Source organism: Rehaibacterium terrae, assembly GCF_014202935.1.
Taxonomy (GTDB): domain Bacteria; phylum Pseudomonadota; class Gammaproteobacteria; order Xanthomonadales; family Xanthomonadaceae; genus Rehaibacterium; species Rehaibacterium terrae.
The window spans coordinates 42,898-68,763 of sequence record NZ_JACHHX010000002.1; the positions used below are offsets into that span (position 1 = coordinate 42,898).

The 25,866-nt window shown below is 67.7% G+C and carries 23 protein-coding genes and 1 tRNA gene; 19 read left to right on the forward strand and 5 right to left on the reverse strand.

Annotated elements, in window-relative coordinates; all coding sequences use genetic code 11:
- Positions 1-111 precede the first annotated feature (111 nt).
- On the forward strand, positions 112-1,083 hold the full coding sequence (locus tag HNQ58_RS01540) for a bifunctional helix-turn-helix transcriptional regulator/GNAT family N-acetyltransferase (RefSeq protein WP_343057127.1): 972 nt from the start codon (positions 112-114) through the stop codon (positions 1,081-1,083).
- A gap of 12 nt (positions 1,084-1,095) precedes the next feature.
- On the opposite strand, the gene HNQ58_RS01545 is transcribed toward HNQ58_RS01540, so the two are convergent.
- A complete protein-coding gene (locus HNQ58_RS01545) occupies positions 1,096-1,560 on the reverse strand; it encodes a GNAT family N-acetyltransferase (RefSeq protein WP_183947026.1) in 465 nt (154 codons plus the stop codon).
- Entirely contained in the window at positions 1,560-2,258 is a 699-nt protein-coding gene (crp, locus tag HNQ58_RS01550; protein WP_183947027.1) for a cAMP-activated global transcriptional regulator CRP, read from the reverse strand. Before crp ends, HNQ58_RS01545 begins: the two co-directional genes overlap by 1 nt.
- 152 nt (positions 2,259-2,410) lie before the next feature.
- Between crp and speD the strand changes: the two genes are divergently transcribed.
- The 3 genes from speD to prpF all read left to right on the forward strand — a co-directional run bounded on the left by speD (position 2,411) and on the right by prpF (position 7,188).
- The gene (gene speD / locus HNQ58_RS01555; RefSeq protein WP_183947207.1) at positions 2,411-3,229 is read left to right on the forward strand and encodes an adenosylmethionine decarboxylase; all 819 of its coding nucleotides are present in this window, start codon (positions 2,411-2,413) and stop codon (positions 3,227-3,229) included.
- A 163-nt stretch (positions 3,230-3,392) separates the two neighbouring features.
- Positions 3,393-6,005, forward strand: coding sequence for a Fe/S-dependent 2-methylisocitrate dehydratase AcnD (gene acnD / locus HNQ58_RS01560; protein WP_183947028.1), 2,613 nt, complete (start codon positions 3,393-3,395; stop codon positions 6,003-6,005).
- A 4-nt stretch (positions 6,006-6,009) separates the two neighbouring features.
- Positions 6,010-7,188, forward strand: coding sequence for a 2-methylaconitate cis-trans isomerase PrpF (gene prpF, locus HNQ58_RS01565; protein WP_183947029.1), 1,179 nt, complete (start codon positions 6,010-6,012; stop codon positions 7,186-7,188).
- A 43-nt stretch (positions 7,189-7,231) separates the two neighbouring features.
- Here prpF and coq7 read toward each other — a convergent pair whose 3' ends face one another.
- Positions 7,232-7,876, reverse strand: a complete 645-nt coding sequence (coq7, locus tag HNQ58_RS01570; protein WP_183947030.1) for a 2-polyprenyl-3-methyl-6-methoxy-1,4-benzoquinone monooxygenase — start codon at positions 7,874-7,876, stop codon at positions 7,232-7,234.
- Entirely contained in the window at positions 7,873-9,060 is a 1,188-nt protein-coding gene (locus tag HNQ58_RS01575) for a (Fe-S)-binding protein (RefSeq protein ID WP_183947031.1), read from the reverse strand. The genes coq7 and HNQ58_RS01575 overlap by 4 nt, the downstream gene beginning before the upstream one ends.
- A gap of 41 nt (positions 9,061-9,101) precedes the next feature.
- On the opposite strand from HNQ58_RS01575, the gene rplM reads away from it, so the two are divergent.
- The 5 genes from rplM (at position 9,102) to maiA (ending at position 11,975) form a co-directional block, all read left to right on the forward strand.
- Positions 9,102-9,530 (forward strand): 50S ribosomal protein L13, encoded by a 429-nt coding sequence (rplM, locus tag HNQ58_RS01580; RefSeq protein ID WP_183947032.1) that lies wholly within the window; start codon positions 9,102-9,104, stop codon positions 9,528-9,530.
- Positions 9,531-9,541: 11 nt separating this feature from the next.
- On the forward strand, positions 9,542-9,934 hold the full coding sequence (gene rpsI / locus HNQ58_RS01585; protein WP_183947033.1) for a 30S ribosomal protein S9: 393 nt from the start codon (positions 9,542-9,544) through the stop codon (positions 9,932-9,934).
- Between the two features lie 18 nt (positions 9,935-9,952).
- Positions 9,953-10,026: transfer RNA gene (locus tag HNQ58_RS01590), tRNA-Gln, on the forward strand.
- Between the two features lie 153 nt (positions 10,027-10,179).
- Positions 10,180-11,169 carry a fumarylacetoacetate hydrolase family protein gene (locus HNQ58_RS01595; RefSeq protein WP_183947034.1) on the forward strand — a complete coding sequence of 330 codons (990 nt, stop codon included), beginning with the start codon at positions 10,180-10,182 and terminating at the stop codon, positions 11,167-11,169.
- 140 nt (positions 11,170-11,309) lie between these two features.
- Positions 11,310-11,975 (forward strand): maleylacetoacetate isomerase, encoded by a 666-nt coding sequence (gene maiA, locus HNQ58_RS01600; RefSeq protein WP_343057128.1) that lies wholly within the window; start codon positions 11,310-11,312, stop codon positions 11,973-11,975.
- Between the two features lie 30 nt (positions 11,976-12,005).
- Here maiA and HNQ58_RS01605 read toward each other — a convergent pair whose 3' ends face one another.
- Positions 12,006-13,130, reverse strand: coding sequence for a PilT/PilU family type 4a pilus ATPase (locus tag HNQ58_RS01605; RefSeq protein ID WP_183947036.1), 1,125 nt, complete (start codon positions 13,128-13,130; stop codon positions 12,006-12,008).
- A gap of 158 nt (positions 13,131-13,288) precedes the next feature.
- Between HNQ58_RS01605 and HNQ58_RS01610 the strand changes: the two genes are divergently transcribed.
- From HNQ58_RS01610 to HNQ58_RS01655, 10 genes are all read left to right on the forward strand, one after another.
- The gene (locus tag HNQ58_RS01610) at positions 13,289-13,621 is read left to right on the forward strand and encodes a DUF4398 domain-containing protein (protein WP_183947037.1); all 333 of its coding nucleotides are present in this window, start codon (positions 13,289-13,291) and stop codon (positions 13,619-13,621) included.
- Positions 13,618-14,580: an OmpA family protein gene (locus HNQ58_RS01615; RefSeq protein WP_183947038.1), complete on the forward strand. Its 963-nt coding sequence runs from the start codon at positions 13,618-13,620 to the stop codon at positions 14,578-14,580. Before HNQ58_RS01610 ends, HNQ58_RS01615 begins: the two co-directional genes overlap by 4 nt.
- Before the next feature lie 386 nt (positions 14,581-14,966).
- Complete coding sequence (locus tag HNQ58_RS01620; RefSeq protein WP_183947208.1) at positions 14,967-15,194, forward strand: HP1242/YdcH family protein; 228 nt, start codon at positions 14,967-14,969, stop codon at positions 15,192-15,194.
- Positions 15,195-15,384: 190 nt separating this feature from the next.
- Positions 15,385-16,755 (forward strand): pyridoxal-phosphate dependent enzyme, encoded by a 1,371-nt coding sequence (locus HNQ58_RS01625; RefSeq protein WP_183947039.1) that lies wholly within the window; start codon positions 15,385-15,387, stop codon positions 16,753-16,755.
- 26 nt (positions 16,756-16,781) lie between these two features.
- Positions 16,782-17,945, forward strand: a complete 1,164-nt coding sequence (locus HNQ58_RS01630) for a cystathionine gamma-synthase (protein WP_183947040.1) — start codon at positions 16,782-16,784, stop codon at positions 17,943-17,945.
- The gene (locus tag HNQ58_RS01635; RefSeq protein ID WP_183947041.1) at positions 17,942-18,733 is read left to right on the forward strand and encodes an ABC transporter permease; all 792 of its coding nucleotides are present in this window, start codon (positions 17,942-17,944) and stop codon (positions 18,731-18,733) included. The genes HNQ58_RS01630 and HNQ58_RS01635 overlap by 4 nt, the downstream gene beginning before the upstream one ends.
- Positions 18,734-18,774: 41 nt before the next feature.
- On the forward strand, positions 18,775-19,518 hold the full coding sequence (locus HNQ58_RS01640; protein WP_183947042.1) for an ABC transporter ATP-binding protein: 744 nt from the start codon (positions 18,775-18,777) through the stop codon (positions 19,516-19,518).
- Positions 19,515-21,128 carry a glycosyltransferase gene (locus tag HNQ58_RS01645; protein ID WP_183947043.1) on the forward strand — a complete coding sequence of 538 codons (1,614 nt, stop codon included), beginning with the start codon at positions 19,515-19,517 and terminating at the stop codon, positions 21,126-21,128. The genes HNQ58_RS01640 and HNQ58_RS01645 overlap by 4 nt, the downstream gene beginning before the upstream one ends.
- Positions 21,115-24,852, forward strand: a complete 3,738-nt coding sequence (locus HNQ58_RS01650; RefSeq protein WP_183947044.1) for a glycosyltransferase family protein — start codon at positions 21,115-21,117, stop codon at positions 24,850-24,852. Before HNQ58_RS01645 ends, HNQ58_RS01650 begins: the two co-directional genes overlap by 14 nt.
- A gap of 5 nt (positions 24,853-24,857) precedes the next feature.
- A partial coding sequence (locus HNQ58_RS01655) for a coiled-coil domain-containing protein (protein ID WP_221301110.1) occupies positions 24,858-25,866 on the forward strand: 1,009 nt, incomplete at its 3' end.

A 25,866-nucleotide genomic window follows, 5' to 3' on the forward strand; every position in this document is an offset into this window, starting at 1 on the left:
CCGGCGCCGGGGCGGGCGGTGGGACACGGTTCGTCGCCGCGACGGCTTGCAGGCCGGGCCGGTCCGGGATAAATACGTAAGTAATTACGCAATTGCTTACTGGAGTGTTCCGTGGACTTCCTCTCCGCCCAAGGCGCGCTGGCGCTGGGCAGCCGCTTGAAGGCGCTGAGCGAACGCCTGTACGACGCCGCCGATGCGGTCTACCGGGCGCAGGGTTCGGCCATGCAGGCGCGCTGGCTGCCGGTGCTCAAGCTGCTGCTCGAGCGCGGGCCGATGCCGGTGGGCGACATCGCCCGCGAGATCGGCCAGAGCCATTCGGCGGTGAGTCAGCTGGCGACCCGGCTGGCGCGCGAGGGCTGGCTGAGCGCGCGCGGCGACCGCAAGGACCGTCGGCGCCGGGTGCTGGCGCTGACGCCGAAGGCCGAGGCCGAGCTCAAGGCGCTGCGCCCGCTCTGGCGCGCGGTGCGCGAGACGGTGGACGAGACGATCGCGGCGACCGGCCACGACCTGCTGGCCGCGCTGGCGGCCTTCGAGCAGCGGCTGGACGCGGTGCCGCTCCACGAGGCCGTCGTCGCCCGCCACCGCGAAAGTGCGCAGCGCGCATTGCGGGTGGTGCCGTTCGACCCGGCACTGCGCGAGCACTTCTACCGGCTCAATGCCGAGTGGTTGCAGAAGTACTTCTACCTGGAGCAGGTCGATCACGAGGTGCTGTCGAACCCGGAGGAGAGGATCCTCGCCCCCGGCGGCGAGATCCTGTTCGCCCTGCTCGGCGAGGAAGTGGTCGGCACCTGCGCGCTGCTGCAGGAATCGCCGGGCGTGTTCGAGCTGACCAAGATGGCGGTGACCGAGCGCCATCAGGGCCTGGGTATCGGCCGCAAGCTGCTGGCCGCGGCGATCGAGGCCTTCCGCCGCCGCGGCGGGCGCGAGCTGTTCCTGGAGTCCAACAGCCGGCTGCAGCCGGCGCTGCGGCTGTACGCCAGCATGGGCTTCGAGATGCAGCCCGGCACGCGGCCGGGCTCGCACTACCAGCGCGCCGACGTCTACATGATCTGGCGCGATCCCGAAGCCCCCTGCGCGGTGTGACGGCGGCTGCGGTCAGGCCTCGCCCAGACGCTTGACCAGCCGCACCGAGCCGCCGCCGTAGCCGCAGGCGCGGTAGAAGGCGTGGGCGCGGGTGCGGTGATCGGCGCTGGTGACCTCGATGCGCGCGGCGCCGGCGGCGCGGGCGCGGCTTTCCGCCTCGCGCAGCAGGGCGTGGCCGATGCCACGGTCGCGGTGGCTCTCGGCGACCACCAGCGCGGTGATGCGGCAGGTGCGCCGGCCCAGCGGCAGGTAGTACATGAAGTCCAGCGCCACCAGCCCGCAGAGATCGCCGTGGTGGTCGGCGACGATCAGCGCCTGGGTCGGATCGTCCTCGACGACGGCGATGCGCTCGGCCGCATCCTCGCGGCTGCAGGGGTAGCCGAGCGCGTCGAGCAGGGCGGCCACCGCCGCCGCATCCGCCTGCGTGACCGGCCGGAGCAGGGGGCGCAGCCGGTCGGGCGTGGCGGAATCGGACATCAGCGGGTGCCGTAGACCACGACGGTCTTGCCGCGCGCGTGCAGCATGCCCTGCTCCTGTAGCTGCTTGAGCACGCGGCCGGCCATCTCGCGCGAGCAGCCGACGATGCGCGCCAGCTCCTGGCGCGACACCTTGATCTGGGTGCCCTGCGGGTGGCTCATGGCATCCGGCTCCTGGCATAGGTCGAGCAGGGTGCGGACGATGCGGCCGGTGACGTCGAGGAAGGCCAGACGGCTGGCCTTGCGGCTGGTGTCGAGCAGGCGCTTGGAGATCTGCGCGCCGATGGCGTATAGGATGCGCGGGCACTCGGCCGCCAGGCTGGTGGCGAACAGCTGGTGCAGGCGCTCGTAGCTGATCTCGGCCAGCTCGCAGGGGGTGCGGGTGCGCAGCAGCACCTCGCGCTGCTCGGCGTAGACGAACAGGCCCATCTCGCCGATGAACTCGCCGGCGTTGATGTAACCCAGCACCAGCTCGCGGCCGTCGGGCTCCTCGCTGATGATGCTCAGCGAGCCGCTCATCACGTAGTACAGCGTGCCGGCCGGATCGCCGGGACGGAACACGTCCGAACGGCTGGGGTAGCGGCGGCGGTGGCAATGGGCCAGGAACCGGTCCAGGGTAGTCTGGTCCGGCGACAGCGGGCTGAGCGGCGCGGGGCGCCGCAGGCCGGGAACGGGTGTCAGGTAGGCAGGATGTGCCATCGGTGTGTGACCGGCGTCTCGTTCCGTCCAGCTTAGGCCGGTCGGCGCCCGGCTTCAACGCCGCCTTGACGCGGAGGTAGCCCCCGGGGGAGCTTTGGCCGATAATTCACCACTTGTCTCCCCAGCACCGCGCCAGACGAGGGCGCCGTACCGTGGTCAAGCCGATTCCCCGCCTGAAGCTGCAGGGCTTCAACAACCTCACCAAGGCCCTGAGCTTCAACATCTATGACGTCTGCTACGCGGTCAGCGAGGAGCAGCGCCAGCGCTACATCGAGTACATCGACGAGGCGTACAACGCCGACCGCCTGACGCAGATCCTGACCGACGTGGCCGAGATCATCGGTGCCAACATTCTCAACGTGGCCCGCCAGGATTACGACCCCCAGGGTGCCTCGGTGACGATCCTGATCTCCGAGGAGCCGGTGATCGACAAGCGGGCGGCGGGCAAGGAGGTGCTGGCCGGGGCCGTGCGCGAGCACCACGAGGCCAGCGTGGTGGCGCACATGGACAAGAGCCACATCACGGTGCACACCTACCCGGAGACGCACCCGCACAACGGCATCGCGACCTTCCGCGCCGACATCGACGTGGCGACCTGCGGCGTGATCTCGCCGCTGAAGGCCCTGAACTACCTGATCGAGAGCTTCGAGTCCGACATCGTCATCATGGACTACCGCGTGCGCGGCTTCACCCGCGACGTGAAGGGCAAGAAGCACTACATCGACCACAAGATCAATTCGATCCAGGACTACCTGTCCAAGTCGATCAAGAGTCGCTACGAAATGCTCGACGTGAACGTGTACCAGGAGAACATGTTCCACACCAAGATGCATGTGAAGGACTTCGACCTGGACACCTACCTGTTCGAGGAGAAGGCCAAGAATCTCGGCTTCAAGGACCGTCTGCGCATCGAGGCGCAGCTCAGGCGCGAGATCGAGGAGCTGTTCCACGGCCGCAACCTGGTCGACTGATCGCCCGCGCCATGCGCCTCCCGCGAAGGGCCGGCTCTGCCGGCCCTTCGCTTTTGCGGGTCCCGCCGGATGCGCCGCCACGGTCCTTGGCCGATAATGAACGGCTCCCTCGCCGTGCGCTTGCCGCGATCGCGCGGCGGCCTCATCACAGGATCCGATGCCGATGAATACCGCCTACCGCAAGCCCCTGCCCGGTACCTCGCTGGACTGGTTCGACGCCCGCGAGGCGGTGGAGGCGATCCGCCCGGGCGCCTGGGCCGGGCTGCCGTACACCTCGCGCGTGCTGGCCGAGAACCTGGTGCGGCGCTGCGATCCGGCGATCCTGGAGGACTCGCTGCGGCAGCTGGTCGAGCGCCGCCGCGATCGCGACTTCCCGTGGTATCCGGCACGGGTGGTCTGCCATGACATCCTCGGCCAGACCGCGCTGGTCGATCTGGCCGGCCTGCGCGACGCCATCGCCGCGCAGGGCGGCGATCCGGCCCAGGTCAATCCGGTCGTTCCCGTCCAGTTGATCGTCGACCACTCGCTGGCAGTGGAGTGCGGCGGTCACGACCCGGACGCCTTCCGCAAGAATCGCGAGATCGAGGACCGCCGCAACGAGGACCGCTTCCACTTCATCGACTGGACCCGGCGCGCGTTCCGCAACGTCGACGTGATCCCGCCGGGCAACGGGATCATGCACCAGATCAATCTGGAGAAGATGAGCCCGGTGGTGTGCGTGCAGGACGGTGTGGCCTTCCCCGATACCTGCGTCGGCACCGACAGCCACACGCCGCACGTCGATGCGCTGGGCGTGATCGCCATCGGCGTCGGCGGCCTGGAAGCCGAGAACGTGATGCTCGGCCGCGCCTCGTGGATGCGCCTGCCGGAGATCGTCGGCGTCGAGCTGACCGGCAGGCCGCGGCCCGGCATCACCGCCACCGACATCGTGCTGTCGCTGACCGAGTTCCTGCGCAAGCAGAAGGTGGTCGGCGCCTATCTGGAGTTCCATGGCGAAGGCGCCGCCGCGCTGGGCGTGGGCGACCGTGCGACGATCTCCAACATGGCGCCCGAGTACGGCGCCACCGCGGCGATGTTCTTCATCGACGACAACACGCTCGACTACCTGCGCCTGACCGGCCGCAGCGACGGGCAGGTCAGCCTGGTCGAGACCTACGCGAAAACCGCCGGCCTGTGGGCCGGCGACCTCGAGCATGCGCAGTACGAGCGCTGCCTGCAGTTCGACCTGTCCAGCGTCGAGCGCACGATGGCCGGCCCGTCCAACCCGCATGCCAAGCTGCCGGTGGCCGAGCTGTCGGCGCGCGGCATCGCCGGCAACCTCGCCGCCGTGCGCGCGCAGGAGGCACAGGGCCTGCTGCCCGACGGCGCGGTGATCATCGCCGCCATCACCAGCTGCACCAACACCTCCAACCCGCGCAACGTGATCGCCGCCGGCCTGCTGGCGCGCAACGCCAACCGCGCCGGGCTGACCCGCAAGCCGTGGGTGAAGACTTCGCTGGCGCCCGGCTCGCGCGCCGTGGCGCTGTACCTGGAGGAAGCCGGGCTGAAGCCGGAGCTGGAGCGGCTCGGCTTCGGCATCGTCGGCTTCGCCTGCACCACCTGCAACGGCATGAGCGGCGCGCTCGACCCGAGGATCCAGCAGGAGATCATCGATCGCGACCTGTATGCGGTCGCCGTGCTCTCCGGCAACCGCAACTTCGACGGCCGCATCCATCCCTACGCCAGGCAGGCCTTCCTGGCCTCGCCTCCGCTGGTGGTGGCCTACGCCATCGCCGGCACCATCCGCTTCGACATCGAGAAGGACGCGCTGGGCCACGACCCGGACGGCAAGCCGATCACCCTGAAGGACCTGTGGCCCTCGGATGAGGAGATCGATGCGCTGGTGAAGTCCGCGGTCAAGCCCGAGCACTTCCGCCAGGTCTACGAGCCGATGTTCCGCATCGCCGTGGACAGCGGCCCGCAGGTCAGCCCGCTGTACGACTGGCGCCCGCGCAGCACCTACATCCGCCGCCCGCCCTACTGGGAAGGCGCGCTGGCCGGCGAGCGCACGCTGCGCGGCATGCGTCCGCTGGCGATCCTCGGCGACAACATCACCACCGACCACATCTCGCCGTCGAACGCGATCCTGCCCGACAGCGCCGCCGGCGAGTACCTGGCCAGCATGGGCCTGCCGGAGGAGGACTTCAATTCCTACGCGACGCATCGCGGCGACCACCTCACCGCGCAGCGCGCCACCTTCGCCAACCCCAAGCTGTTCAACGAGATGGTGCGCAACCCCGACGGCAGCGTGCGGCAGGGCTCGCTGGCCCGGGTCGAGCCGGAGGGCGAGGTGATGCGCATGTGGGAGGCGATCGAGACCTACATGCAGCGCCGCCAGCCGCTGATCATCATCGCCGGCAAGGACTACGGACAGGGCAGCTCGCGCGACTGGGCCGCCAAGGGCGTGCGGCTGGCCGGTGTGGAGGCCATCGTCGCGGAAGGCTTCGAGCGCATCCACCGCACCAACCTGATCGGCATGGGCGTGCTGCCGCTGGAGTTCAAGCCCGGCACCGACCGCCACACGCTCGCCCTCGACGGCACCGAAACCTACGACGTGGTCGGCGAGCGCACCCCGGGCGCCGAGCTCACCCTGGTCGTGCACCGCCGCAGCGGCGAGACCGTCGAGGTGCCCGTCACCTGCCGCCTCGACTCCGACGAGGAAGTCTCCATCTACGAAGCCGGCGGCGTACTGCAGCGCTTCGCGCAGGATTTCCTCGAAGCCAACCGGGCCAGCTGACGCCATGAGCCACAAGCCGCAACTGCGCATCCCCGCCATGTACATGCGCGGCGGCACCTCCAAGGGGGTGTTCTTCCGCCTCGACGATCTCCCACCGGCAGCGCAGGTGCCGGGGCCAGCACGCGATGCGCTGCTGATGCGGGTGATCGGCTCGCCCGACCCCTACGGCAAGCACACCGACGGCATGGGCGGGGCCACCAGCAGCACCAGCAAGTGCGTGATCATCAGCCAGAGCACGCAACCCGGCCACGACGTCGACTACCTCTACGGCCAGGTGGCGATCGACACCGCCTTCGTGGACTGGAGCGGCAACTGCGGCAACTTGAGCACCGCCGTCGGCCCGTTCGCGATCGCCAACGGCTTCATCGACAGGGCGCGGCTGCCGGAGAACGGCGTGTGCACGGTGAAGGTGTGGCAGGCCAACATCGGCAAGACCATCCTCTGCCATGTGCCGATCGCGAACGGGCAGGTGCAGGAGACCGGCGACTTCGAACTCGACGGCGTCGCCTTCCCGGCGGCCGAGATCGTGCTCGAGTTCATCGACCCGGCCGACGAGGGCGAAGGCAGCGGGGCGATGTTCCCCACCGGCCATCTGGTCGACACGCTGGACGTGCCTGGCGTCGGCACGCTCGAGGCCACGCTGATCAACGCCGGCATTCCGACCGTGTTCGTCAACGCGGCCGACATCGGCTATACCGGCACCGAGCTGCAGGAGGCGATCAACGGCGACGCCAAGGCGCTGGCGATGTTCGAGGCCATCCGCGCCCACGGCGCGGTGCGCATGGGGCTGATCAGGGATGTCTCGGAAGCGCCCAAGCGCCAGCACACCCCCAAGATCGCCTTCGTCGCGCCGGCGCAGGACTACGTCGCCAGCAGCGGCAGGCGCATCGCCGCCGGCGACATCGACCTCAACGTGCGCGCCCTGAGCATGGGCAAGCTGCACCACGCGATGATGGGCACCTGCGCGGTGGCCATCGCGACCGCCGCCGCCATTCCCGGCACGCTGGTCAACCGCGCCGCCGGCGGTGGCGAGCGCGAGACGGTGCGCTTCGGCCACCCCAGCGGCACGCTGCGCGTCGGCGCGCAGGCCGAACGGGTGGATGGTCAGTGGGTCGTGCGCAAGGCGATCATGTCGCGCTCGGCGCGGGTGCTGATGGAAGGCTGGGTGCGGGTGCCGGCGTGAGGGGCCGGGGCTCGGGGCCGGGGCTTGGGAAAGCGCGGCGGATTCAGACCCGGTAGGCCACCAGTTTCATCACTTTCGATGCCAGCGCCATCGCCTGCGGAATCGGCGCCGGCAGCGGGCGCGCACCGGCGGCCAGCGCGTTGTCGGCGTGGCGGATCTCGTCGTCCTTCATCTGCCGCAGGATCGCGCGGCTGCGCTCGTCGTCGGCCGGCAATGATTCCAGATGCTCATCGAGGTGGGCCTCGACCTGGCGCTCGGTCTCGACCACGAAGCCCAGGTTCCAGCCATCGCCGCGCAGCCCGGCCAGCACGCCGATGGCGTAGGCACCGGCGTACCACAGCGGGTTGAGCAGGCTGGGGCGGTCGTGCAGCTCGCGCAGGCGGTCGGCGCACCAGGCCAGGTGATCGGTCTCTTCCTGCGCCGCGACCAGCAGGTGCTCGCGGGTGCGCTCGTCGCGCGCCACCGCGGCCTGGCCGAAGTACAGCGCCTGCGCGCAGACCTCGCCGACGTGGTTGATCCGCATCAGGCCGGCGGCGTGACGGCGCTCGTCCTCGTCGAGGAAAGCGTCGGGCAGCAGGCCGGCCGGATTGGGGCGCTCGGCCGGCGGATTGCCGAGGGTGGTGGCGAGGGCGTGCTCGGCCTCGATCAGCAGGCGGTCGATCAGCGAATAGTGACGGGTCGCGCTCATGGCAGGGCGTCGGCGAGCAGTTCGAGCGGATGGATCGTGCGGATGCCGGCGGCGTCGGCCAGGTGCAGCCGACAGCCGATGTTCGCGCTCACCAGTGTAGCCGCCCCGCTGGCGGCGAGCGCGTCGAGCAGCGGCTGGCGCAGCCGCGCGGCGCGCATGGGTTCGTCGAACATGTGTATCCCGGCGGCGCCGCAGCAGCCGGTGTCGGGCAGTTCGACCACCTCCAGCGCCGGGATGCGCGCCAGCAGCGCGCGCAGGGCGCGGTCACTGCCCACCACGCTGCGCTGGGTACAGGGCAGGTGCAGGGCGATGCGCAGCGGCAGCGGCCGCAAATGCAGGCGATCGACCTGCGCTTGCAGGAAGTCCAGCGCATCGAGCGCTCGTGTACCCTCGGGCAGGCTCGCGGCGACGGCGGCGTGGCAGCCGCTGGCGCAGGTCAGCACAGCCTGTGCGCCGGCGAACGCGGCGCGGTTGGTCGCGGCCAGCCGCTGTGCAGTGTCCGTGTCGCCGGCGTGGGCGTGCAGGGCGCCGCAGCAGGTCTGCCCCTCCGGCCAGGCGATGGCGGTGTCCAGGGCCGCGCACAGGCGAGCCAGTGCGGCCTGTACCGGGGCTTCGTAGCGGCGCGCCACGCAGCCGGTGAACACGGCCACGCGGGCCGGGCCGGCGGGGCGCGGCCTCGTCGCCGGCGGGCGCGGCAGCGGCCGCAGTCGCGCCGGCAGCAGCGGTGCGAGGATGCGATAGAATCCCAGCCCGCGGTCGAGCAGGGCCGGCCTTGCCGTCAGCCACTCGGCCAGGCGCCGACGCAGGCCGGGCCGGCGGCGCAGCCGTTGCCGGCGGCGGGTTTCGACCAGCAGCTCGCCGTAACGCACCCCGGCCGGGCAGACCGCCTCGCAGCGGCGGCAGCCCAGGCAATGGTCGAGGTGGGCGTCGCCGGCCGGGGAGGGGGGCAGCCACCCGGTCGCCAGGCCGCGCGCCAGTGCGATCCGCCCACGCGGGGACTCGGCCTCGCAGCGGTCGAGCCGGTAGGTCGGGCAATGCGGCAGGCACAGACCACACTGCACGCAGCGGTCCGCCAGCGCCGTCAGCGGGTCGGGAGCGTCGGACGGGGCGGGTGTCGGGGCCATCCAGCCGATGCTAGCACGCCGCCCGGCGGGCTTGCGGCGCTTGCGGGAGCGGGTTATCATTCCGCTCCTTTCGTTTTCGCTTTCTCCGTTTCGGAGCTGTCATGAAGACTTTCAGCGCCAAGCCGGAAACCGTGCAGCGCGACTGGTACGTGGTGGATGCGACCGGCAAGACGCTCGGCCGCCTCTGCTCGGAACTCGCGCGCCGTCTCCGCGGCAAGCACAAGCCGGTGTTCACCCCGCACGTCGACACGGGCGACTACATCGTGGTCGTCAATGCCGAGAAGATCGCCGTCACCGGCAACAAGCTCCAGGACAAGAAGTACCACCGCTTCACCGGCTACGTCGGCAACCTGAAGACCGAGACCCTGGGCCAGATGCTCGACAAGCACCCCGAGCGCGCCATCGAGATCGGCGTCAAGGGCATGCTGCCGAAGAACCCGCTCGGCCGCGCGATGTTCAGGAAGCTCAAGGTCTACGCCGGCCCGAACCACCCGCACACCGCCCAGCAGCCGCAGGCGCTGGACATCTAACGGATCCGACCATGGCACTGCAGCAGTACTACGGCACCGGCCGCCGCAAGTCCTCGACCGCCCGCGTGTTCCTGCGCCCGGGCAAGGGCAGCATCACCGTCAACGACCGCTCGCTGGACGAGTTCTTCGGCCGTGAGACCGCGCGCATGATCGTGCGCCAGCCGCTCGAACTGACCCGGCTGGCCGAGAAGTTCGACGTCAAGGTCACCGTCGAGGGCGGCGGCAGCACCGGCCAGGCCGGCGCCATCCGCCTGGGCCTGGCCCGCGCCCTGGTCGAGTACGACGAGAACCTCAAGCCCGAGCTGCGCAAGGCGGGTTACATGACCCGCGATGCCCGCGAGGTCGAGCGCAAGAAGGTCGGTCTGCACAAGGCCCGCCGCGCCACCCAGTTCTCCAAGCGCTGATCCGGGCGCTCCCGGTTTAGGGGGATCGTCTAACGGTAGGACAGCGGACTCTGACTCCGTCAATCTAGGTTCGAATCCTAGTCCCCCTGCCACATCGAGGCCCCGCGTTTGCGGGGCCTTTTTGTTTGGCCGCGACTGGCCATCAGGCAGGCATGCGCCCGCCTGGCCGGACAAGGTATCGGTTACACTTGAAACCTTTCGCAGCCGGCGCATCCATTCGCGCCAACGGAACTGGGCACGCACACATGAAACTGGGCTCTCTCAAGGAAGGCGGTCGCGACGGCACGCTGGTCGTCGTCAGCCGCGATCTGTCCAAGGCGGTCAAGGCCACCGGCATCGCCGACACGCTGCAGCGCGCGCTGGAAGACTGGCAAAACCTCGCGCCGCGTCTGAACGCGCTGTATGAGAGCCTCGATGCCGGCACGGCCGCCGGCGCCTTCGCGCTGGATGTGGCCCAGCTCGCCGCGCCGCTGCCGCGGGCCTACGAATTCGTCGACGGCTCGGCCTACCTGCCGCATGTGGAGCGGGTGCGCCGCGCGCGCGGCGCCGAGGTGCCCGAGTCGTTCTACACCGATCCGCTGATGTACCAGGCGACCAGTGCCGGCTTCTACGGCCCGCGCGATCCGGTGCTGGTGGCGGACGAGGCCTACGGCATCGACCTGGAGGCCGAGATCGTGGTGGTGACCGACGACGTGCCGATGGCGGTGACGCCGGAACAGGCCGCCGCACACATTCAGCTGATCGGGCTGGTCAACGACGTCTCCCTGCGCAACCTGATCCCGGCCGAGCTGGCCAAGGGCTTCGGTTTTTTGCAGTCCAAGCCGCGCTCGGCGCTGAGCCCGGTGTTCGTCACGCCGGACGAGCTGGGCGAGGCCTGGCGGGGCAACAAGGTGCACCTGCCGCTGGTGACCCACATCAATGGCGAGTGGTTCGGCGCACCGGAGGCCGGCGTCGACATGCAGTTCGACTTCGCGCAGCTGGTCGCCCATGCGGCCAAGACCCGCCCGCTGTCGGCCGGCACCCTCGTCGGCTCGGGTACCGTCGCCAACCAGGACACGTCGCTGGGCGCGTCCTGCTTCGCCGAAAAGCGCACGGTCGAAACGCTCGAGCACGGCAAGCCGCTCACCCCGTTCATGAAGTTCGGCGACACGGTGCGCATCGAGATGTTCGACCGCGAGGGCCGCAGCATCTTCGGCGCGATCGAGCAGACGATCGCGCGTTACGAGCCGCGCTGATCCCGCGGCGGCAGGCCGGCCGTCGGCAGAATCGGCGCGCTGGCTTCCTTTCGCGGTGCCCGCGCGCTAGCCTCGTCGCGGGGGATGGCGGGATGCGGCGAGGCCGCGTCTTCGATGGCAACCGCAGGGGACCGAGGAACGTGAACGAGGCGTTGCGGCTGTACGGCTACTGGCGATCCAGTGCCGCCTATCGGGTCAGGATTGCGCTCAACCTCAAGGGGTTGACCTACGAGTCGGTGCCGGTGCATCTGCTGCGCGACGGCGGCGAGCAGCACAGCGACGGTTACCGTCAGCTCAATCCGCAGGAGCTGGTGCCGGTGCTGCTCCACGGCAGCCGCGTGCTGCGGCAGTCGCTGGCGATCATCGAGTATCTGGACGAGACCTGGCCCGATCCGCCGCTGCTGCCGGCCACCGCGCGCGACCGCGCGCGCGTGCGCGGCATCGCCCAGCTGATCGCCTGCGACATCCACCCGCTGAACAACCTGCGCGTGCTGCAGTTTTTCGAGCAGACCTGGAACGTGCCGCAGCCCGAGCGCGAGCTGTGGGTGAGGCGTTGGATACAGGAGGGCTTCACCGCCCTCGAGCGGCTGCTGCAGGAAAGCCCCGCGACCGGCGAATTCTGCGAGGGCGACACGCCGACCCTGGCCGACTGCTGCCTGGTGCCGCAGGTCTACAATGCCCGGCGGTTCGGCGTCGATCTGGAGCCGTTCCCGACGATCCGGCGCATCCAGGCCGTCTGCGAGGCGCTGCCGGCCTTCGAGGCGGCGCGTCCCGAGCGGCAGCCGGACGCGCCCTCGCGGCAGTGAGGGGGCGTCGGCGCAGCGCGCCGACGGGGCTCAGAACTGGTGCTGGGTGTCGTCGACGTTGAACACGTCGGCGTACGGGTCGTGCTCGCCCGAGGCGCCCTCGGAGAGGCGGATCTTCAGCGACAGCCCGTCGCGCGAGTCGGCCTTGCGCAGCGCCTCCTCCAGGTCGATCTTGCCTTCCTTGTAGAGGCGGTAGAGCGACTGGTCGAAGGTCTGCATGCCTTCCTGCAGCGACTTCTCCATCGCATCCTTGATGGCGTGGGTCTCACCGCGGCGCATCAGGTCGCGGATCATCGGGGTGTTGATCAGGATTTCCACCGCCGGCAGGCGCTTGCCGTCCTTGCCGACCACCAGGCGCTGCGAGATGACCGCCTTGAGGTTCAGCGCCAGGTTCATCAGCACGTTCTTGTGCGCAGCCTCGGGGAAGAAGTTGAGGATGCGCTCGAGGGTCTGGTCGGCGTTGTTGGAGTGCAGCGTGGCCAGGCACAGGTGACCGGTCTCGGCGAAGGCGATCGCAGACTCCATCGTGGTCGAGTCGAGGATCTCGCCGATCAGGATCACGTCCGGCGCTTCGCGCATGGCGTTCTTCAGCGCGTTGTGGAAGGCATGGGTATCCATGCCGACCTCGCGCTGGTTGACCAGCGATTTCTTGTGCCGGTGCAGGAACTCGATCGGATCCTCGATGGTGAGGATGTGACCGCACGAGTGCGTGTTGCGATAGTCGATCATCGCCGCCAGCGTGGTCGACTTGCCCGAGCCGGTGGAGCCGACCACCAGCACCAGGCCGCGCGGCTCCATGATGATGTCCTTGAGGATGGCGGGCAGCCGCAGCTGCTCGATGCTCGGGATCTCGCTCTTGATCGCGCGGATCACCATGCCGACTTCGCCGCGCTGTTTGAACACGTTGACGCGGAAGCGGCCGGCGTCCTTCACTGCGATCGCCATGTTGAATTCCAGGTCGCGTTCGAACTGCGGCACCTGGCCCTCGTCCATCAGCGAGTAGGCGATCTTCTTGACCATGCCGGCCGGCAGGCCGGTGTTGCCGAGGGGGTAGAGCTTGCCCTCGACCTTGATGTGCACTGGCGCGCCCGTGGTCAGGAACATGTCGGACGCGTTCTTTTCCTTCATCAGCTTGAGGAAATAGCCGATGTCCATGCGCTGTCATCTCTCCCCGTGCGTGGATGCGGCCGGTCGCGGTTGCGTGCCGGGGGGCGGCCCAACACAATAGCCGCATCGGTCGCGACGACCGGACAGCGGTTTTTGTTATGACATCATCGCGCGCAAAAATCCATCGAACGCTTCCCGTTTTGGCGATGCTGGCGCTGGCCGGCTGCGCCAGCGCGCCGCCGCCCACCCTCCAGCTCGACGCCGCCGAGGTCGCGCTGGCCGGCGCCCGCGAAGTGCGGGCCGAGCGGTTCGCGCCCGACGAGCTGCGCCTGGCACGGATACGGCTCGAGGAGGCCCAGGCGGCCATGGCACGGGGCAAGTACGACGAGGCCCGCCAGCTCGCCGAGCAGGCCGAGGCCGAGGCCTCGCTGGCGATCGCGCGCAGCCGCGCCGCCGCCTGGCGCGCCGAGGTCGAACAGAAGACCGAGCAGAACGCGTCGCTGCGGCGCAGCCTGCTCGGCGAGGGGCGTCAGCCATGAGCCTGCTGCTGCGTGTCTGTGTGCTGGGGCTGGCGCTGGCGACGCCACTGGCGATGGCGCAGGGTCAGCCGGATCCCGACTACGACCGCCTGATGGCGGAGCTGCGGGCGCTCGAGAGCGATCCAGCGCTGGGCGGCCTGGCCGGCGTGGAGCGGCTCAAGGCGCGCCAGGCGCTGGCCGCCCTGCAGGCGGCCACCCGCCGCGAGCGGCCGCATGCGCTGTACATGGCGGAGCGGCGCGTGCTCACCGCGCGCATCGCCGCCCAGGCCGAACTGGCGCGCAGCCAGGCCGAGCAGCTCGATCGCGAGCGCGACCAGATCCTGCTGCAGGCCAGCCAGCGCGATGCCGCGCTGGCCCGCCAGGAGGCCGAGCGGCTGCGGCTGCTGAGCCTGGCACGGGCCGAGGAGGCGCAGCGCGAGCGGTTGGCGCGCGAGCAGTCCACCGCCGAAGCCGAGGCGGCGCTGGCGCAGGCCGAGCAGGCGCGCCGGCTGGCCGAGGCGCGCGCCCGCGAGGCGGCGCTGGCGCGCCGCGAGGCCGAGCTGGCCGCCGCCGCCGCCGAGAGTCTGCGCCTGCAGCTGGAAAGCCTCACCTCCCGGCGCGAGGAGCGCGGCGAAGTGATGACCCTCTCGGGTGACGTGTTCGCCCCCGGTCAGGGTGCGCTGCGGCCCGAAGCGCGGGCCCACCTGCGCCGCGTGGTCGAGTTCGTGCAGCGCAATCCGGGCGCGCGGGTACGCATCGAAGGCCACACCGACAGCACCGGCAGCGCCAACCTGAACCAGGCGCTGTCGCAGCGGCGCGCCGAGTCGGTGCGGCAGGCGCTGATCGAGGAAGGCGTGGATGCGGCGCGGCTGGAGGCGGTCGGTTTCGGACAGGACCGGCCGGTGGCCGACAACCGCACCGAGGAGGGCCGGGCCCGCAACCGGCGGGTCGAGATCGTGGTGCTCGCCGGCGGCGGGTGATCTCTTTCAGATTCAACCACTTGCAAGGCCGTTCCGGGGTGGCGCAAGGCTAAGTCACTGATCGGAAAGCAGGTTTCCGCAGTCCCGTCTCGCTGCCTGGTGAGACGGGATTTCTTTTTTGAATCAGCAGGTTGTGGGCGCACTTGCGGGCGCCTGGGCAGGGGCGTAGGGTCAGATTCCCGTACGGCATCCCTGCTGTGCGGGTTTTCCGAGCCAGGCCGATGAATGCAGACCTCGTCCTCACGGAGACCGCCGCCTCGAATGCCGGGGCGGGCGTGCCGATGATGGACGCCGCCCGCGATACCGACCTGACGTTGACTCAACCTGCGCCCTGCGCCGTTCCCGCGGCCGGGGCGTTCGTGTCTTTGATCGAAGGAGGTCAACCGATGTTTGAAGGGCAACCCCAATCCGACGTGGAGGCGCTGCTCAAGAGCAACCCCGAGTTCCGCCAGCTCTACCACCGCCACCGCGAGCTCGACAAGCAGGTGCTCGATGCCGAACTGGGCGTGCTGCCCATCGACGACACCACCCTCGCGCGGATGAAGAAGGAAAAGCTCCACGCGAAGGACCGGCTGACCCGGATGTTCGACGCACATCATCAGACCAGACACTGATGAACGTTTCTTCGCGGGTGGCGGCGGCCTCTCCTCGTCGGCCGCCGTCGCCCGCACCCCCTCAACGAAGGCGCCCTGCGGGGCGCCTTCGTCGTTCCGGCCGCGGGCCGGTGGCGGCCGGGCGGCGCTGGTAGAATCCCCCGTCCGTCCTTCTGCGACGGCGCCGCACCGCCGCCCGTCCGAGCCCATCATGCCGGTCCACCAGAACGTCCTCGAACTCATCGGCAACACCCCCATCGTCAAGGCGCAGCATCTGGATGCCGGCCTCTGCGAGATCTACCTCAAGCTCGAAAGCGCCAACCCGGGCGGCTCGATCAAGGACCGCATCGGCCTGTCGATGATCGAGGCGGCCGAGCGGGCCGGAAAGATCAAGCCCGGTGACACCCTGGTCGAGGGCACCGCCGGCAACACCGGCATCGGCCTGGCGCTGGTCGCCCAGCAGAAGGGCTATCGCCTCATCCTCGTCGTGCCCGACAAGATGAGCCGGGAGAAGATCTTCAACCTCAAGGCGATGGGCGCCGAGGTGGTGCTGACCCGTTCGGATGTCGCCAAGGGCCACCCCGACTACTACCAGGACCTGGCCGAACGGATCGCCCGCCAGACGCCGAACGCCTACTTCATCAACCAGTTCGGCAACCCGGACAACCCGCGCGCCCATTACGAGGGGACCGGGCCGGAGATCTGGCGGCAGATGGACGGCCGGCTCGACGCCATCGTGTTCGGCTGCGGCTCCTCGGGCACGATGACCGGCCTGTCGCGCTATTTCGCCGAGGTGGCGCCGCAGGTCGAACTGATCCTGGCCGATCCGGTCGGTTCGATCCTGGCCCAGTACATCAACGAGGGCACCCTGAGCGAAAAGTCCGGCACCTGGATGGTGGAAGGCATCGGCGAGGACTTCCTGCCGGTGATTTCCGACTTCAGCCGGGTCAGCAAGGCTTACGCCATCTCCGACCGGGAGAGCTTCCTCGCCGCGCGCGAACTGCTGCGCAAGGAGGGCATCCTCGGCGGCTCCTCCACCGGCACCCTGCTGGCCGCCGCGCTCAAGTACTGCCGCGAGCAGACCGTGCCGAAAAAGGTGCTGGTGTTCGTCTGCGACACCGGCAACAAGTACCTGTCGAAGATGTACAACGACTACTGGATGCTCGACAACGGCTTTCTCGAGCGCCCGCAGTACGGCGACCTGCGCGACCTGATCCTGCGTCCCTACGCGCAGAGGGATACCGTCGTGATCGGCCCCAACGACCTGCTGGTCACCGCCTACCAGCGCATGAAGCTCTACGAGATCTCGCAGCTACCAGTGATGGAGGGCGAGAGGCTGGTCGGCATCCTCGACGAATCCGACGTGCTGATGCATGTCTACGGCGACCAGCAGCGCTTTCGCGACCCGGTCTCGACCGCGATGGTCTCCAAGCTCGACGTGCTCGACGTCAAGTCGCCGATCGAAGCGCTGCTGCCGGTGTTCGATCGCGGCCATGTCGCCATCGTGATGGACGGCGACCAGTTCCTCGGCCTGATCACCCGCATCGACCTGCTCAACTACCTGCGCCGCCGCGTCAACTGACCCGGCCGCCTCCGCGAAGCGATCCCATGACCGACACCAAGCCCCTCGGCCTCGGCACCCGCGCCATCCACGCCGGCCAGTCGCCCGACCCCTCCACCGGCGCGGTGATGACGCCGATCTACGCCACCTCCACCTACGTGCAGGCCAGCCCCGGCGTACACAAGGGCTTCGAGTACTCGCGCAGCCACAACCCGACCCGCTTCGCCTACGAGCGCTGCGTGGCGGCGCTGGAAGGCGGCAGCCGCGGCTACGCCTTCGCTTCCGGCCTGGCGGCGAGCGCGACCGTGCTCGACCTGCTCGACAGCGGCAGCCATGTGATCGCCATGGACGACGTCTACGGCGGCACCTACCGGCTGTTCGAGCGCGTGCGCCGGCGCAGCGCCGGGCTGGACTTCAGCTGGGTCGATCTCAACGACTACGCCGGCTTCGAGGCCGCGATCCGACCCGAGACGCGGATGGTGTGGATCGAGACGCCGACCAACCCGATGCTCAAGCTGGTCGACATCGCCCGCGTGGCGGAGATCGCCCGCAAGCGCGGCCTCATCGTCGTGGTCGACAACACCTTCGCCACCCCGGTGCTGCAGCGGCCGCTGGAACTCGGTGCGCACCTGGTCGTGCATTCGGCGACCAAGTACCTCAATGGCCACTCCGACATCGTCGGCGGGATGGTGGTGGTCGGTGACGACGCCGAGCTGGCCGAGCGGCTGGCCTTCCTGCAGAACGCCGTCGGCGCGGTGCAGGGCCCGTTCGACAGCTTCCTTGCCTTGCGCGGCTTGAAGACCCTGCACCTGCGCATGAAGGCGCACTGCGAGAACGCCCTGGCGCTGGCGCAGTGGCTGGAAACGCACCCGGCGGTCGACAAGGTCATCTACCCCGGCCTGGCATCGCATCCGCAGCACGCACTGGCGCAGCGCCAGATGGCCGGCGCCGGCGGCATCATCAGCCTCTACGTGAAGGGCGGCTTCGCCGCCGCCAAGCGGATGCTCGAACGCTGCGAGCTGTTCGCCCTGGCCGAGTCGCTCGGCGGCGTCGAGAGCCTGGTCAACCACCCGGCGATCATGACCCACGCCTCGGTCCCACCCGAGCGCCGCGCCGCGCTCGGTATCACCGACAACCTGGTGCGCCTGAGCGTGGGGATCGAGGACGTGGCCGATCTGCGTGCGGAGCTGGCCGAGGGGCTGAAGGCATGAGTCGCAGTCTGCTGCGCGACTATCGCGACAGCCTGCGCTATCCCGAGTTCTGGCTGTATGCCACTTGGCTGGAGATCGTCACCAAGTACCGGCGTTCTCGCCTTGGACTGTTCTGGGCGATCTTCCCGGCATTCGTGTATTCCTTCGGAGTCGGCGCTTTCTTCGCACACCTGCAGGGGCACGACCCGATGCGCTTCATTCCACATCTGGGACTGGGATACATCGTATTCCGGCTGGTAACCGTCTCGCTCAGCGAGGCGACTACCGCCTGCAGCAGTCATACCAGCTTCATACTGGACGGCCGCGTGCGGCTGACCGATTACATACTGCGTGTGGTCGCCAAGGCACTGTTCTATTTTCTGGTTGCGCTGCCGGTCGTTGCCGTGGCACTGGCGATCGCACCGCAGTTTCAACCGGAGGGGTTGCTGACCTTGGTGCCATCATTACTGCTGGTGCTGCTCAATGTGATCTGGATGGGAGCTGTATTGGCGGTGGTCGGTGCGCGCTTTCCCGACATCCACGAGCTGATTGGAAGCGTGCTGATGTTCAGCTTCCTGTTCACACCCATACTCTGGTATGCCGAGCAGGCGCCGACAGACACCCTGCGCGGAGGAATCGCCAGGATGAACCCCCTGTTCCACCTGGTCGAGATCATCCGCGCGCCCTTGCTCGGTGAGCCACTTGAGCGGTTCACGTTCGTGTATCTGGCTGCCATGCTGGTGATCGGGTGGGGGCTGGCTGCTTGGGCCTATCGTCGCTACGCGCGCTTCGTGCCTATCTGGATATGAGTACGGAAGCTTATCTGCGCGCCCATGGCGTGGGCTTGGACATGCCGCTGTTCACTCAGGATGCCCGAGGGGTGCGGGCGACCCTGGGCTTGTTCCTGCGGGCAGCCTTTCAGCCGCCCAGGCGCGAAGTTTGCACCACCTTGGACGGCATCAGCTTCTCGCTGCAGGCAGGGGATAGACTGGCCGTGGTTGGGCGCAACGGCGCAGGCAAGTCGACTCTGCTGAAGGTGTTGGTCGGGGCCTACCCGCCGACCCGTGGCCATGTCGAGATCTGCGGAAGCCGTCAGGCCCTGCTCAACCTCTCGCTTGGTTTCAATCAGGAGGCCACGGTCGTCGAGAACATCATGCTGCGTGGCATCGCCATGGGCTTGCGCTCGCAACAGGCCAGTGCGGTCATCGATGAAGTTCTGGACTTTGCCGAGTTGACGGAAAAGGCCGGGCACCGGCTGCGCACGCTGTCCGCCGGACAACGTATGCGCCTCGGCTTTGCCTTGGCCACGGCGGTTCAGCACGAAATCCTGATCATGGACGAGTGGATCGGTACCGGTGATGCCGGGTTCGTCGCCAAGGCCAGAGACAGGATACGATCACGTGTGAACAATGCTCGTATCGTGGTGTTGGCCAGCCACAATTTTCAGCTCATCAAGGATGTGTGCAACGTTGCGATGCTGCTCGAAGCGGGGAGAAGCCTGGCGTATGGACCAGTGGAGGTCGTGCTCAGGCAATACGAGACGCTTCTGCGTGAGGCGGCCAGTGGCGCAGATTCGGATGGTCGGGGGCAATGAAGTTCCTCCTGATCGCCTATGACTTCCCCCCCATTCCTTCGCCGCAGGCGTTGCGTTGGGCCTATCTGACCCGTGAGCTCGCCCAGGCGGGGCATCAGGTCATGGTGCTGGCTCCCGACGTCCCCGGATATGGTGCGGGCGGGCTGCCGGAACTGGGGCCCAGGGTCGAAGTGCATCGCGTCTGCCCTGGGCCGATCACGCGATTGCTCTATGGACGAGGGCGACCGGTATGCCGGACGCAGGCGGCGTCGATGCCGGGAATCGAGCCGCTCAGACATGCCCGATCGAATGGTTTGGCGCCGTGGATCGAAACCCTGCTGCAGCAGGCCGGATTGCAGGGGCAGGCGGTCCGCAGACACACCGTCTATGGTGACGGCGTGGCCGTAGTCGAACTGATGGACGGTACGTGCCTAATCCAGCGGCCGGGCCAGGCGATACAGGTCGCGCAGCCCTATGATCGGCTCAACTGGAAGGGCAGGCTGCGTGAGCGCGTGCTGAGTCTCTGCTCGATGGCCGGGCAAGGTGTCAGGTGGGTGTGGGAACGGCTCAGCCCCCTGTGCATGCTGCCTTTGATGGGGGGGCGCGTCGTCCAGCAGGGCCTGAACTGGAAGGGCCATCTTTCCAATCTGATCAAGAGCCTGCTTGGCCTGTTCATGTTTCCAGACCATCGCGCCGAGTGGGCGCCATGGGCCAGGCGCAAGCTGGCCCAACTGCTCCAGGCACACCGGCCCGATGTAGTGATCACCTCGCACGAGCCAGCCAATTCGATCCCACTGGGGGCGCTGGCGAAGCAGATGGGCTTTGCCTGGATCGCTGATCTAGGGGATCCGGTCTTGGCCGCATACACGCCTTATCGCTGGCGTCAGCGTGCGCATGCGCTGGAGCGCCTGGTTTGCGAGAAGGCCGATTTTGTGACGGTAACCTCGGTGCATGCGCGCGACCTGCTGATGACCCGGCATGGGATCGGTCCTGATCGCTGTCACGTGGTCACCCAAGGCTATGACCATCGTTTCGATGACACGGTAGTGACGGGCTCCTCTGGCGAGCCGGTATTTACGGCAGGAATCCTGGAGCTTCTTTACACCGGCAGCTTCTACTCGTTCCGTCGGCCCGACGCACTGATTGCGGCCGTTCTGGACACTCCGGGTGTGCGGCTCAGTGTTGCCAGCATCATGGTGCCGGATGTCGTGGTGCAAGCCGCTGCTGGGCATCCCGAGAGTGTGCGTATCCTGGGTTTCCTGCCACATACGCATGCACTGATGTTGCAGCGGCGTTGCGATGTCTTGGTCAACATTGCCAATGCCGACCACGTGCAGATTCCAGGCAAGCTCTACGAGTATCTCGGCGCACAGCGCCCTATCCTCCACATCACCGATGGCGATGCCGACCCGGCGAGCGGCCTGATACGTGATTCCGGTGGCTGGTGCGTGGTCGACGATACGGCGGCGATCGCTGCCCTGCTTCGGGAGCTGGTGATGCAAAAGCAGCGTCTGGGCTGTATCGAGCTCACTGCCGATCCGGACTTCGATCGCAACCAATACACATGGGAGCGGTTGGCGAGTCGGTTGGTTGCTTTGGCTGGGGGGGTGTGCGCAGATGAGCGCGGGTGATCAGGCAGGAGATCGGGATGGGTTCTGGTTACGTCAGCGTGTACTGCGGGCAGAGCTGTCTCTGATCCAGGCATTGTCACAGGCCACCTCCGAAGAAAATCGCGAGAACAGCTTCATCGGTCGGCTTCGCAAGGAGGATGCCGGGCTTCAGGCGACGGTTTGCAGGCTGCGAGAACAGAATCAGGCTCTGCAGCAGCGACTGCATGTACTTGAAGACGAGCTGCAGCGGGTGCTGATGAGCAGGTGCCATGCATTGGCTACCATGCTCTCTGAAGCCAGGAGCCTGGGCGGACTGCTGCGTTTGCCCATACGTTTGCTGCGTCTGCTGCGGAAGCGCTCTACTGTGGACATCGCGACCGCGACGGGCCGGCCGGAGCCGTCTCAGGCTCTCCCGATCGCAACAGGAAAAGATAGCGCCCCCGCGCTGTACTTTGCCCCGCTGCCGGCATTCACTCCTGCCGAGGCCGATCCGCTGCCTGTCGAGGTGCGTCCGCTGCTGCCTGCCGAAGAACCTCCGGAGACCATTGCCGAGCTGCGTCTGGCAGTGATTCTGGATCAATTCTCGCTGGATGGCGTATCGCCCGAGTGTCGTGTCGAGATGTTGCTTCCCGATCGCTGGGAGCAGCAGATGCGGCAGTTTCGACCACATGTGCTGTTCGTGGAGTCGGCATGGAGGGGGAGGCAGGGTGAATGGCAGGGAATGGTAGAGCGTGCCAGTGAGGTGCTGCGCTCGGTCGTCATGTCCTGCCGCCACGCCGGGATCCCGACTGTTTTCTGGAACAAGGAGGATCCGCTCCATTTTGAGGCATTCATTGAGACGGCCCGCCTGTTCGATATCGTGATGACGACGGACTCGGCCAGTATTCCGCGTTACAAGCGCGAACTCGGGCACGACCGGGTCTTCCTGCTGCCTTTTGCGGTTCAGCCCAGGCTGCATCATCCGGTGCGAAATCACGCACCGAAGAACCGGTTCCTGTTTGCCGGCGCCTGGTATGGTCGGGCAGCCACGCGTCAACTCGACTTCGAGCGGATGGCCCATGCCCTGAGCCTGGTTGCCCCACTGGATATCTACGACCGGAATTACGGCACTGGGGATCCTGCGCTGCGGTTTCCGGCACGATATGCCGGCATGGTGCGCCCGGCCGTGCCATACCAGGACACGCCGGCGCTCTACCGGCGTTACCGGTTCGGCATCAACCTGAACACCATCAAGCACTCGCCGACGATGTTCGCGCGCCGGGCGCTTGAGCTGGCGGCATGCAACGTGTCGGTGTACAGCAATCACGCGCGGGGCTTACGCACCTTGCTCGGGGAGTTGGTCATCGCCACCGACGACCCGGAGCAGCTGCTTGCCCAGGCCTACGATGAGGCGGCCTCGCCGGACGCGCCACGCCATCGGCTGCGGCGTGCGATGGCCCTCCGCAGGGTGCTGTCACAGCACACCTGGAGTCGACGACTACAGTACCTGACACGGCAAGCATTGGGCACCGCAGTGCCGCGCTCGCAGGCACCAGTGGTGATGTTTGGTCATGTGCGTTGCGCCAATGACTGGCTGCGACTGCTGGCGTCGTTCGAACGGCAGCGCGAGGTCGATGCCGGTCTTGTCGTGTTCTGCACAGCGCCACCGGAGACTGAGCTCCCGCCCGGAGTGCGTCTGCTCGATCCTGCGCTGCTGAACCAACCGGTGGCCGATGTGTTCGGTGATGCCTGGCTGGCGCCCGTGCATGCCGACGATTATCACGGCCCACATTACCTGTGCGACTTGGCATTGGCCCGTGAGTACGCAGCGGGTCGTCCGATCGGTAAGGCCGCTTATTACCGGTTGCAAGGCGGTGCCTTGGTGCTTGAGCAGCCGGAGCAGGAATATCGCGCAGTGCGCTCCCTGGCTTGGCGGCGTGCACTCTTCCCGGCGGCAGACTGTCGGTTGACGCTGGCTGAACTGATCGAAGACCTCGATGGCGGTAGCCTCGAGGCACCTGTGATGATCTCGATCGACTCCTTCTCTTATCTGGAGGGCGGGGCAGCGCGCGGGTTGCCGGAGTTCGAGGTCCACGGCTTCGATCCGGGCATCGACTTGCAGCAGTTGCTTGACTACTGCGAGCAGCTGCCAGCGGCGGCATCGGCCGGCTGGGACGGTCTGCCCGGCCTGCGTGGCGACTTGCTGGCACATCTGTTCAACTGTGGGGTGGTTCCGCCAGGAGTCTCGGCCTGCGCGCGTCGGCATAGGCTAGAGATCTGCTCGACCTTGCCGGCTGGACGCGAGGACGCGCTGTTCTCCATGTCGCTGGCACGGGAGGTTTTCGAACGCAACGGCACGGCCGTGGTGTGCCTGGATGCCAGGCCGGACAATGTGTTCGATTTCTACCTGGACGCCTTGGACGTTCACGGAGTGATGCTGGCACGTGAGAGGCTGCCTCCGGAGGTGACCGTGCGGCTCGATCCTCCCGCGGGAACCGCCGGCTACCGGCTGGCCGTGCGGCTCCGTGGCAGCTTCGTCCGCCAGATCGACGGGCTCTGGCTGGCCGGACGGCCTGCCAGCCCGCTGACGCTGCCGGGCAGGGGACGGCTGCTGCTAGTCAGCAACGGTTATCCGGAGGTCGATCGCCCATACCAGAACGCCTTTGTGCACCGGCGCGTGCTTGGATACCTGCGGCGCGGTCTGGCGGTGGACGTGCTCGGTGTCCGCCCGATGCAGCAGGTCAGGAGCTATGAGTACGAGGGGGTGCCGGTAATCCAATGTGATCCGGACACCCTGCGGGCCACCGTCGCCCGCTCGGGCCATCCAGTGGTCGCAGCGCATTTTCTCGACGAGGCGGTCTGGGCCGCGCTGGCCGAAGTGGCACGACACACTCGGGTCGTGGTCTGGCTGCATGGCGCGGAGATCCAGCCTTGGACCCGGCGTGCCTTCAACTACACCAGTGACGAGGAACAGGCCGAGGCGATCGCGCAGAGTGAGCGGCGCATGGCGTTTTGGCGCCGACTGCTGAGCGCCCCCCCGGACGGGCTGCACCTGGTGTTCGTGTCGCGCGCCTTTGCCGAGCAGGTCTGGCAAGACCTCGGGCTGCGCCTGCCGGAGGAGCGCTGGAGTGTCATCCCCAATCCCATCGATACTGCGCTGTTCCAGTACATTCCCAAGCCCCCCGAGCAGCGGCTGCGCATACTTTCGGTGCGCCCGCATGCATCGAGGATCTATGCCAATGATCTGGTGGCCGCCACCATCCATGAACTCTCCAGCCACCCGTTGTTTCTTCAGATGGAATTCCATCTGATCGGGGACGGCCCCTTGTTCGATGATAATTTTGCGGGGCTGGAGCGATACCCGAATGTTCAGATAGAGCGTCGTTTCATGCGTCAGGGGGAGTTGGCCCGGCTGTACCGGGATTACGGCATATTCCTGGTGCCCACACGGGGGGATACCCAAGGCGTGAGCCGCGACGAGGCCATGGCCTGCGGCATGGTGCCGGTCACCAATCCGGTGGGGGCGGTGCCGGAGTTCGTGGATGGCGACTGCGGCATGCTGTGTGAACCCGAGAGCCCCAGGGCTCTGGCCGAAGCCCTGCTTGCACTGGTGGAGAGTCCGGAGCGGTTCCTGTCGATGTCCCGGGCTGCAGCAATGCAGATCCGACGATCGCGATCCAGTGACCTGGTTTTAGCTCGGGAAACAGATCTGCTCTTACCCTGGCTGCAGGGCGAACCAATCACCAGTATGGACTCAAGCCGATGACACTCATGCCCGAGAACACCGAGGCACGCATCCAGGAACTGAGCCAGGAGAATGAACTGCTGCTGGAGCAGCTACATGTGGTGCAGGAAGAGCTCGAGCGCTACTTTCGGCGCTGTGAGGAGTTGGAGAGCCAACACAGCCTGATGCCATTGCCGGCCTGGGTGGATGAGGAGGTGCCCTCGCTCCGAGCAGAAAAGCTCCGCCTGACGGCCCTGGTGGAGGCAGCGCGCAAGGTCCACTCGATCGAGAAGTCCCAGTCATTTCCTGCACAGCTCGGCAGCATGCTGATCCGCGCTGCGCGCAATCCGGCACGGATGCTGGGGCTTCCAGTTCGGCTGCTGGCTGCCTGGCTGCGACGGCTCCGCCGGAACATCCCCAGGCGTCTGGGTGGCCCCGGTTATTCCCGGGTGATCGATGCCTACCGCCAAGGCGGCTTTGAGGCGGTCGACAGGCTGGTCTCGTCTGCCCGTGCCTCTGCCATCATCCTTGCCGATGCCTATCTCGCCCTCGCCACTCGGCTGCGCGAGGACGGGCAGCATCCGTTGGCGGTGGAGGCGGCCTGGCGCGCCTACGCGCTCGATCCACAGCCCTATCGGCTCAAGTGGCTGGCACTGCGCACTCATGAGGCCGGAGACGTCATCTCGGCCGAGGCCCTTCTCGACCTGTTGCCCGAAGACACCGAATTCAGCAAGGCCGAATCGTGCCATGCCAGTGTGGTGCGCGAGGAGGCCAGACGCGCTCGCAGGCAGCTGGCCGAGCAGGATGGCGACTACAAGACCCGATGCACTGCACACGAGCAGCGCCTGAGGGCGCTCGATCAGGCGCATCGCCGTAGCCTTGCGCAATTGCGCGAGGCGGAGAGCAAACTCCTCGCTTTGGCTCGGGAGGAGCAGCGCCGTCGACAGTTGGAGCAGCAACTGGCCGAGCGGCAGGCGCAGCTGGAGGCGGCAGAGGCGGAGAACGGCCGGTTGGCGGAGGCCAAGGGGCAGCTGCAGGCCGAGTGCGCCGCGCTGG

Excerpts from the sequence above, each read along its gene's own strand:
- HNQ58_RS01545 (WP_183947026.1), bottom strand. The coding sequence starts at position 1,560 with ATGTCCGATTCCGCCACGCCCGACCGGCTGCGCCCCCTGCTCCGGCCG.
- crp (WP_183947027.1), bottom strand. The coding sequence starts at position 2,258 with ATGGCACATCCTGCCTACCTGACACCCGTTCCCGGCCTGCGGCGCCCC.
- acnD (WP_183947028.1), top strand. The coding sequence starts at position 3,393 with ATGAATACCGCCTACCGCAAGCCCCTGCCCGGTACCTCGCTGGACTGG.
- prpF (WP_183947029.1), top strand. The coding sequence starts at position 6,010 with ATGAGCCACAAGCCGCAACTGCGCATCCCCGCCATGTACATGCGCGGC.
- coq7 (WP_183947030.1), bottom strand. The coding sequence starts at position 7,876 with ATGAGCGCGACCCGTCACTATTCGCTGATCGACCGCCTGCTGATCGAG.
- HNQ58_RS01575 (WP_183947031.1), bottom strand. The coding sequence starts at position 9,060 with ATGATAACCCGCTCCCGCAAGCGCCGCAAGCCCGCCGGGCGGCGTGCT.
- rplM (WP_183947032.1), top strand. The coding sequence starts at position 9,102 with ATGAAGACTTTCAGCGCCAAGCCGGAAACCGTGCAGCGCGACTGGTAC.
- rpsI (WP_183947033.1), top strand. The coding sequence starts at position 9,542 with ATGGCACTGCAGCAGTACTACGGCACCGGCCGCCGCAAGTCCTCGACC.
- HNQ58_RS01595 (WP_183947034.1), top strand. The coding sequence starts at position 10,180 with ATGAAACTGGGCTCTCTCAAGGAAGGCGGTCGCGACGGCACGCTGGTC.
- HNQ58_RS01605 (WP_183947036.1), bottom strand. The coding sequence starts at position 13,130 with ATGGACATCGGCTATTTCCTCAAGCTGATGAAGGAAAAGAACGCGTCC.
- HNQ58_RS01610 (WP_183947037.1), top strand. The coding sequence starts at position 13,289 with ATGCTGGCGCTGGCCGGCTGCGCCAGCGCGCCGCCGCCCACCCTCCAG.
- HNQ58_RS01615 (WP_183947038.1), top strand. The coding sequence starts at position 13,618 with ATGAGCCTGCTGCTGCGTGTCTGTGTGCTGGGGCTGGCGCTGGCGACG.
- HNQ58_RS01620 (WP_183947208.1), top strand. The coding sequence starts at position 14,967 with ATGTTTGAAGGGCAACCCCAATCCGACGTGGAGGCGCTGCTCAAGAGC.
- HNQ58_RS01625 (WP_183947039.1), top strand. The coding sequence starts at position 15,385 with ATGCCGGTCCACCAGAACGTCCTCGAACTCATCGGCAACACCCCCATC.
- HNQ58_RS01630 (WP_183947040.1), top strand. The coding sequence starts at position 16,782 with ATGACCGACACCAAGCCCCTCGGCCTCGGCACCCGCGCCATCCACGCC.
- HNQ58_RS01635 (WP_183947041.1), top strand. The coding sequence starts at position 17,942 with ATGAGTCGCAGTCTGCTGCGCGACTATCGCGACAGCCTGCGCTATCCC.
- HNQ58_RS01640 (WP_183947042.1), top strand. The coding sequence starts at position 18,775 with ATGCCGCTGTTCACTCAGGATGCCCGAGGGGTGCGGGCGACCCTGGGC.
- HNQ58_RS01645 (WP_183947043.1), top strand. The coding sequence starts at position 19,515 with ATGAAGTTCCTCCTGATCGCCTATGACTTCCCCCCCATTCCTTCGCCG.
- HNQ58_RS01650 (WP_183947044.1), top strand. The coding sequence starts at position 21,115 with ATGAGCGCGGGTGATCAGGCAGGAGATCGGGATGGGTTCTGGTTACGT.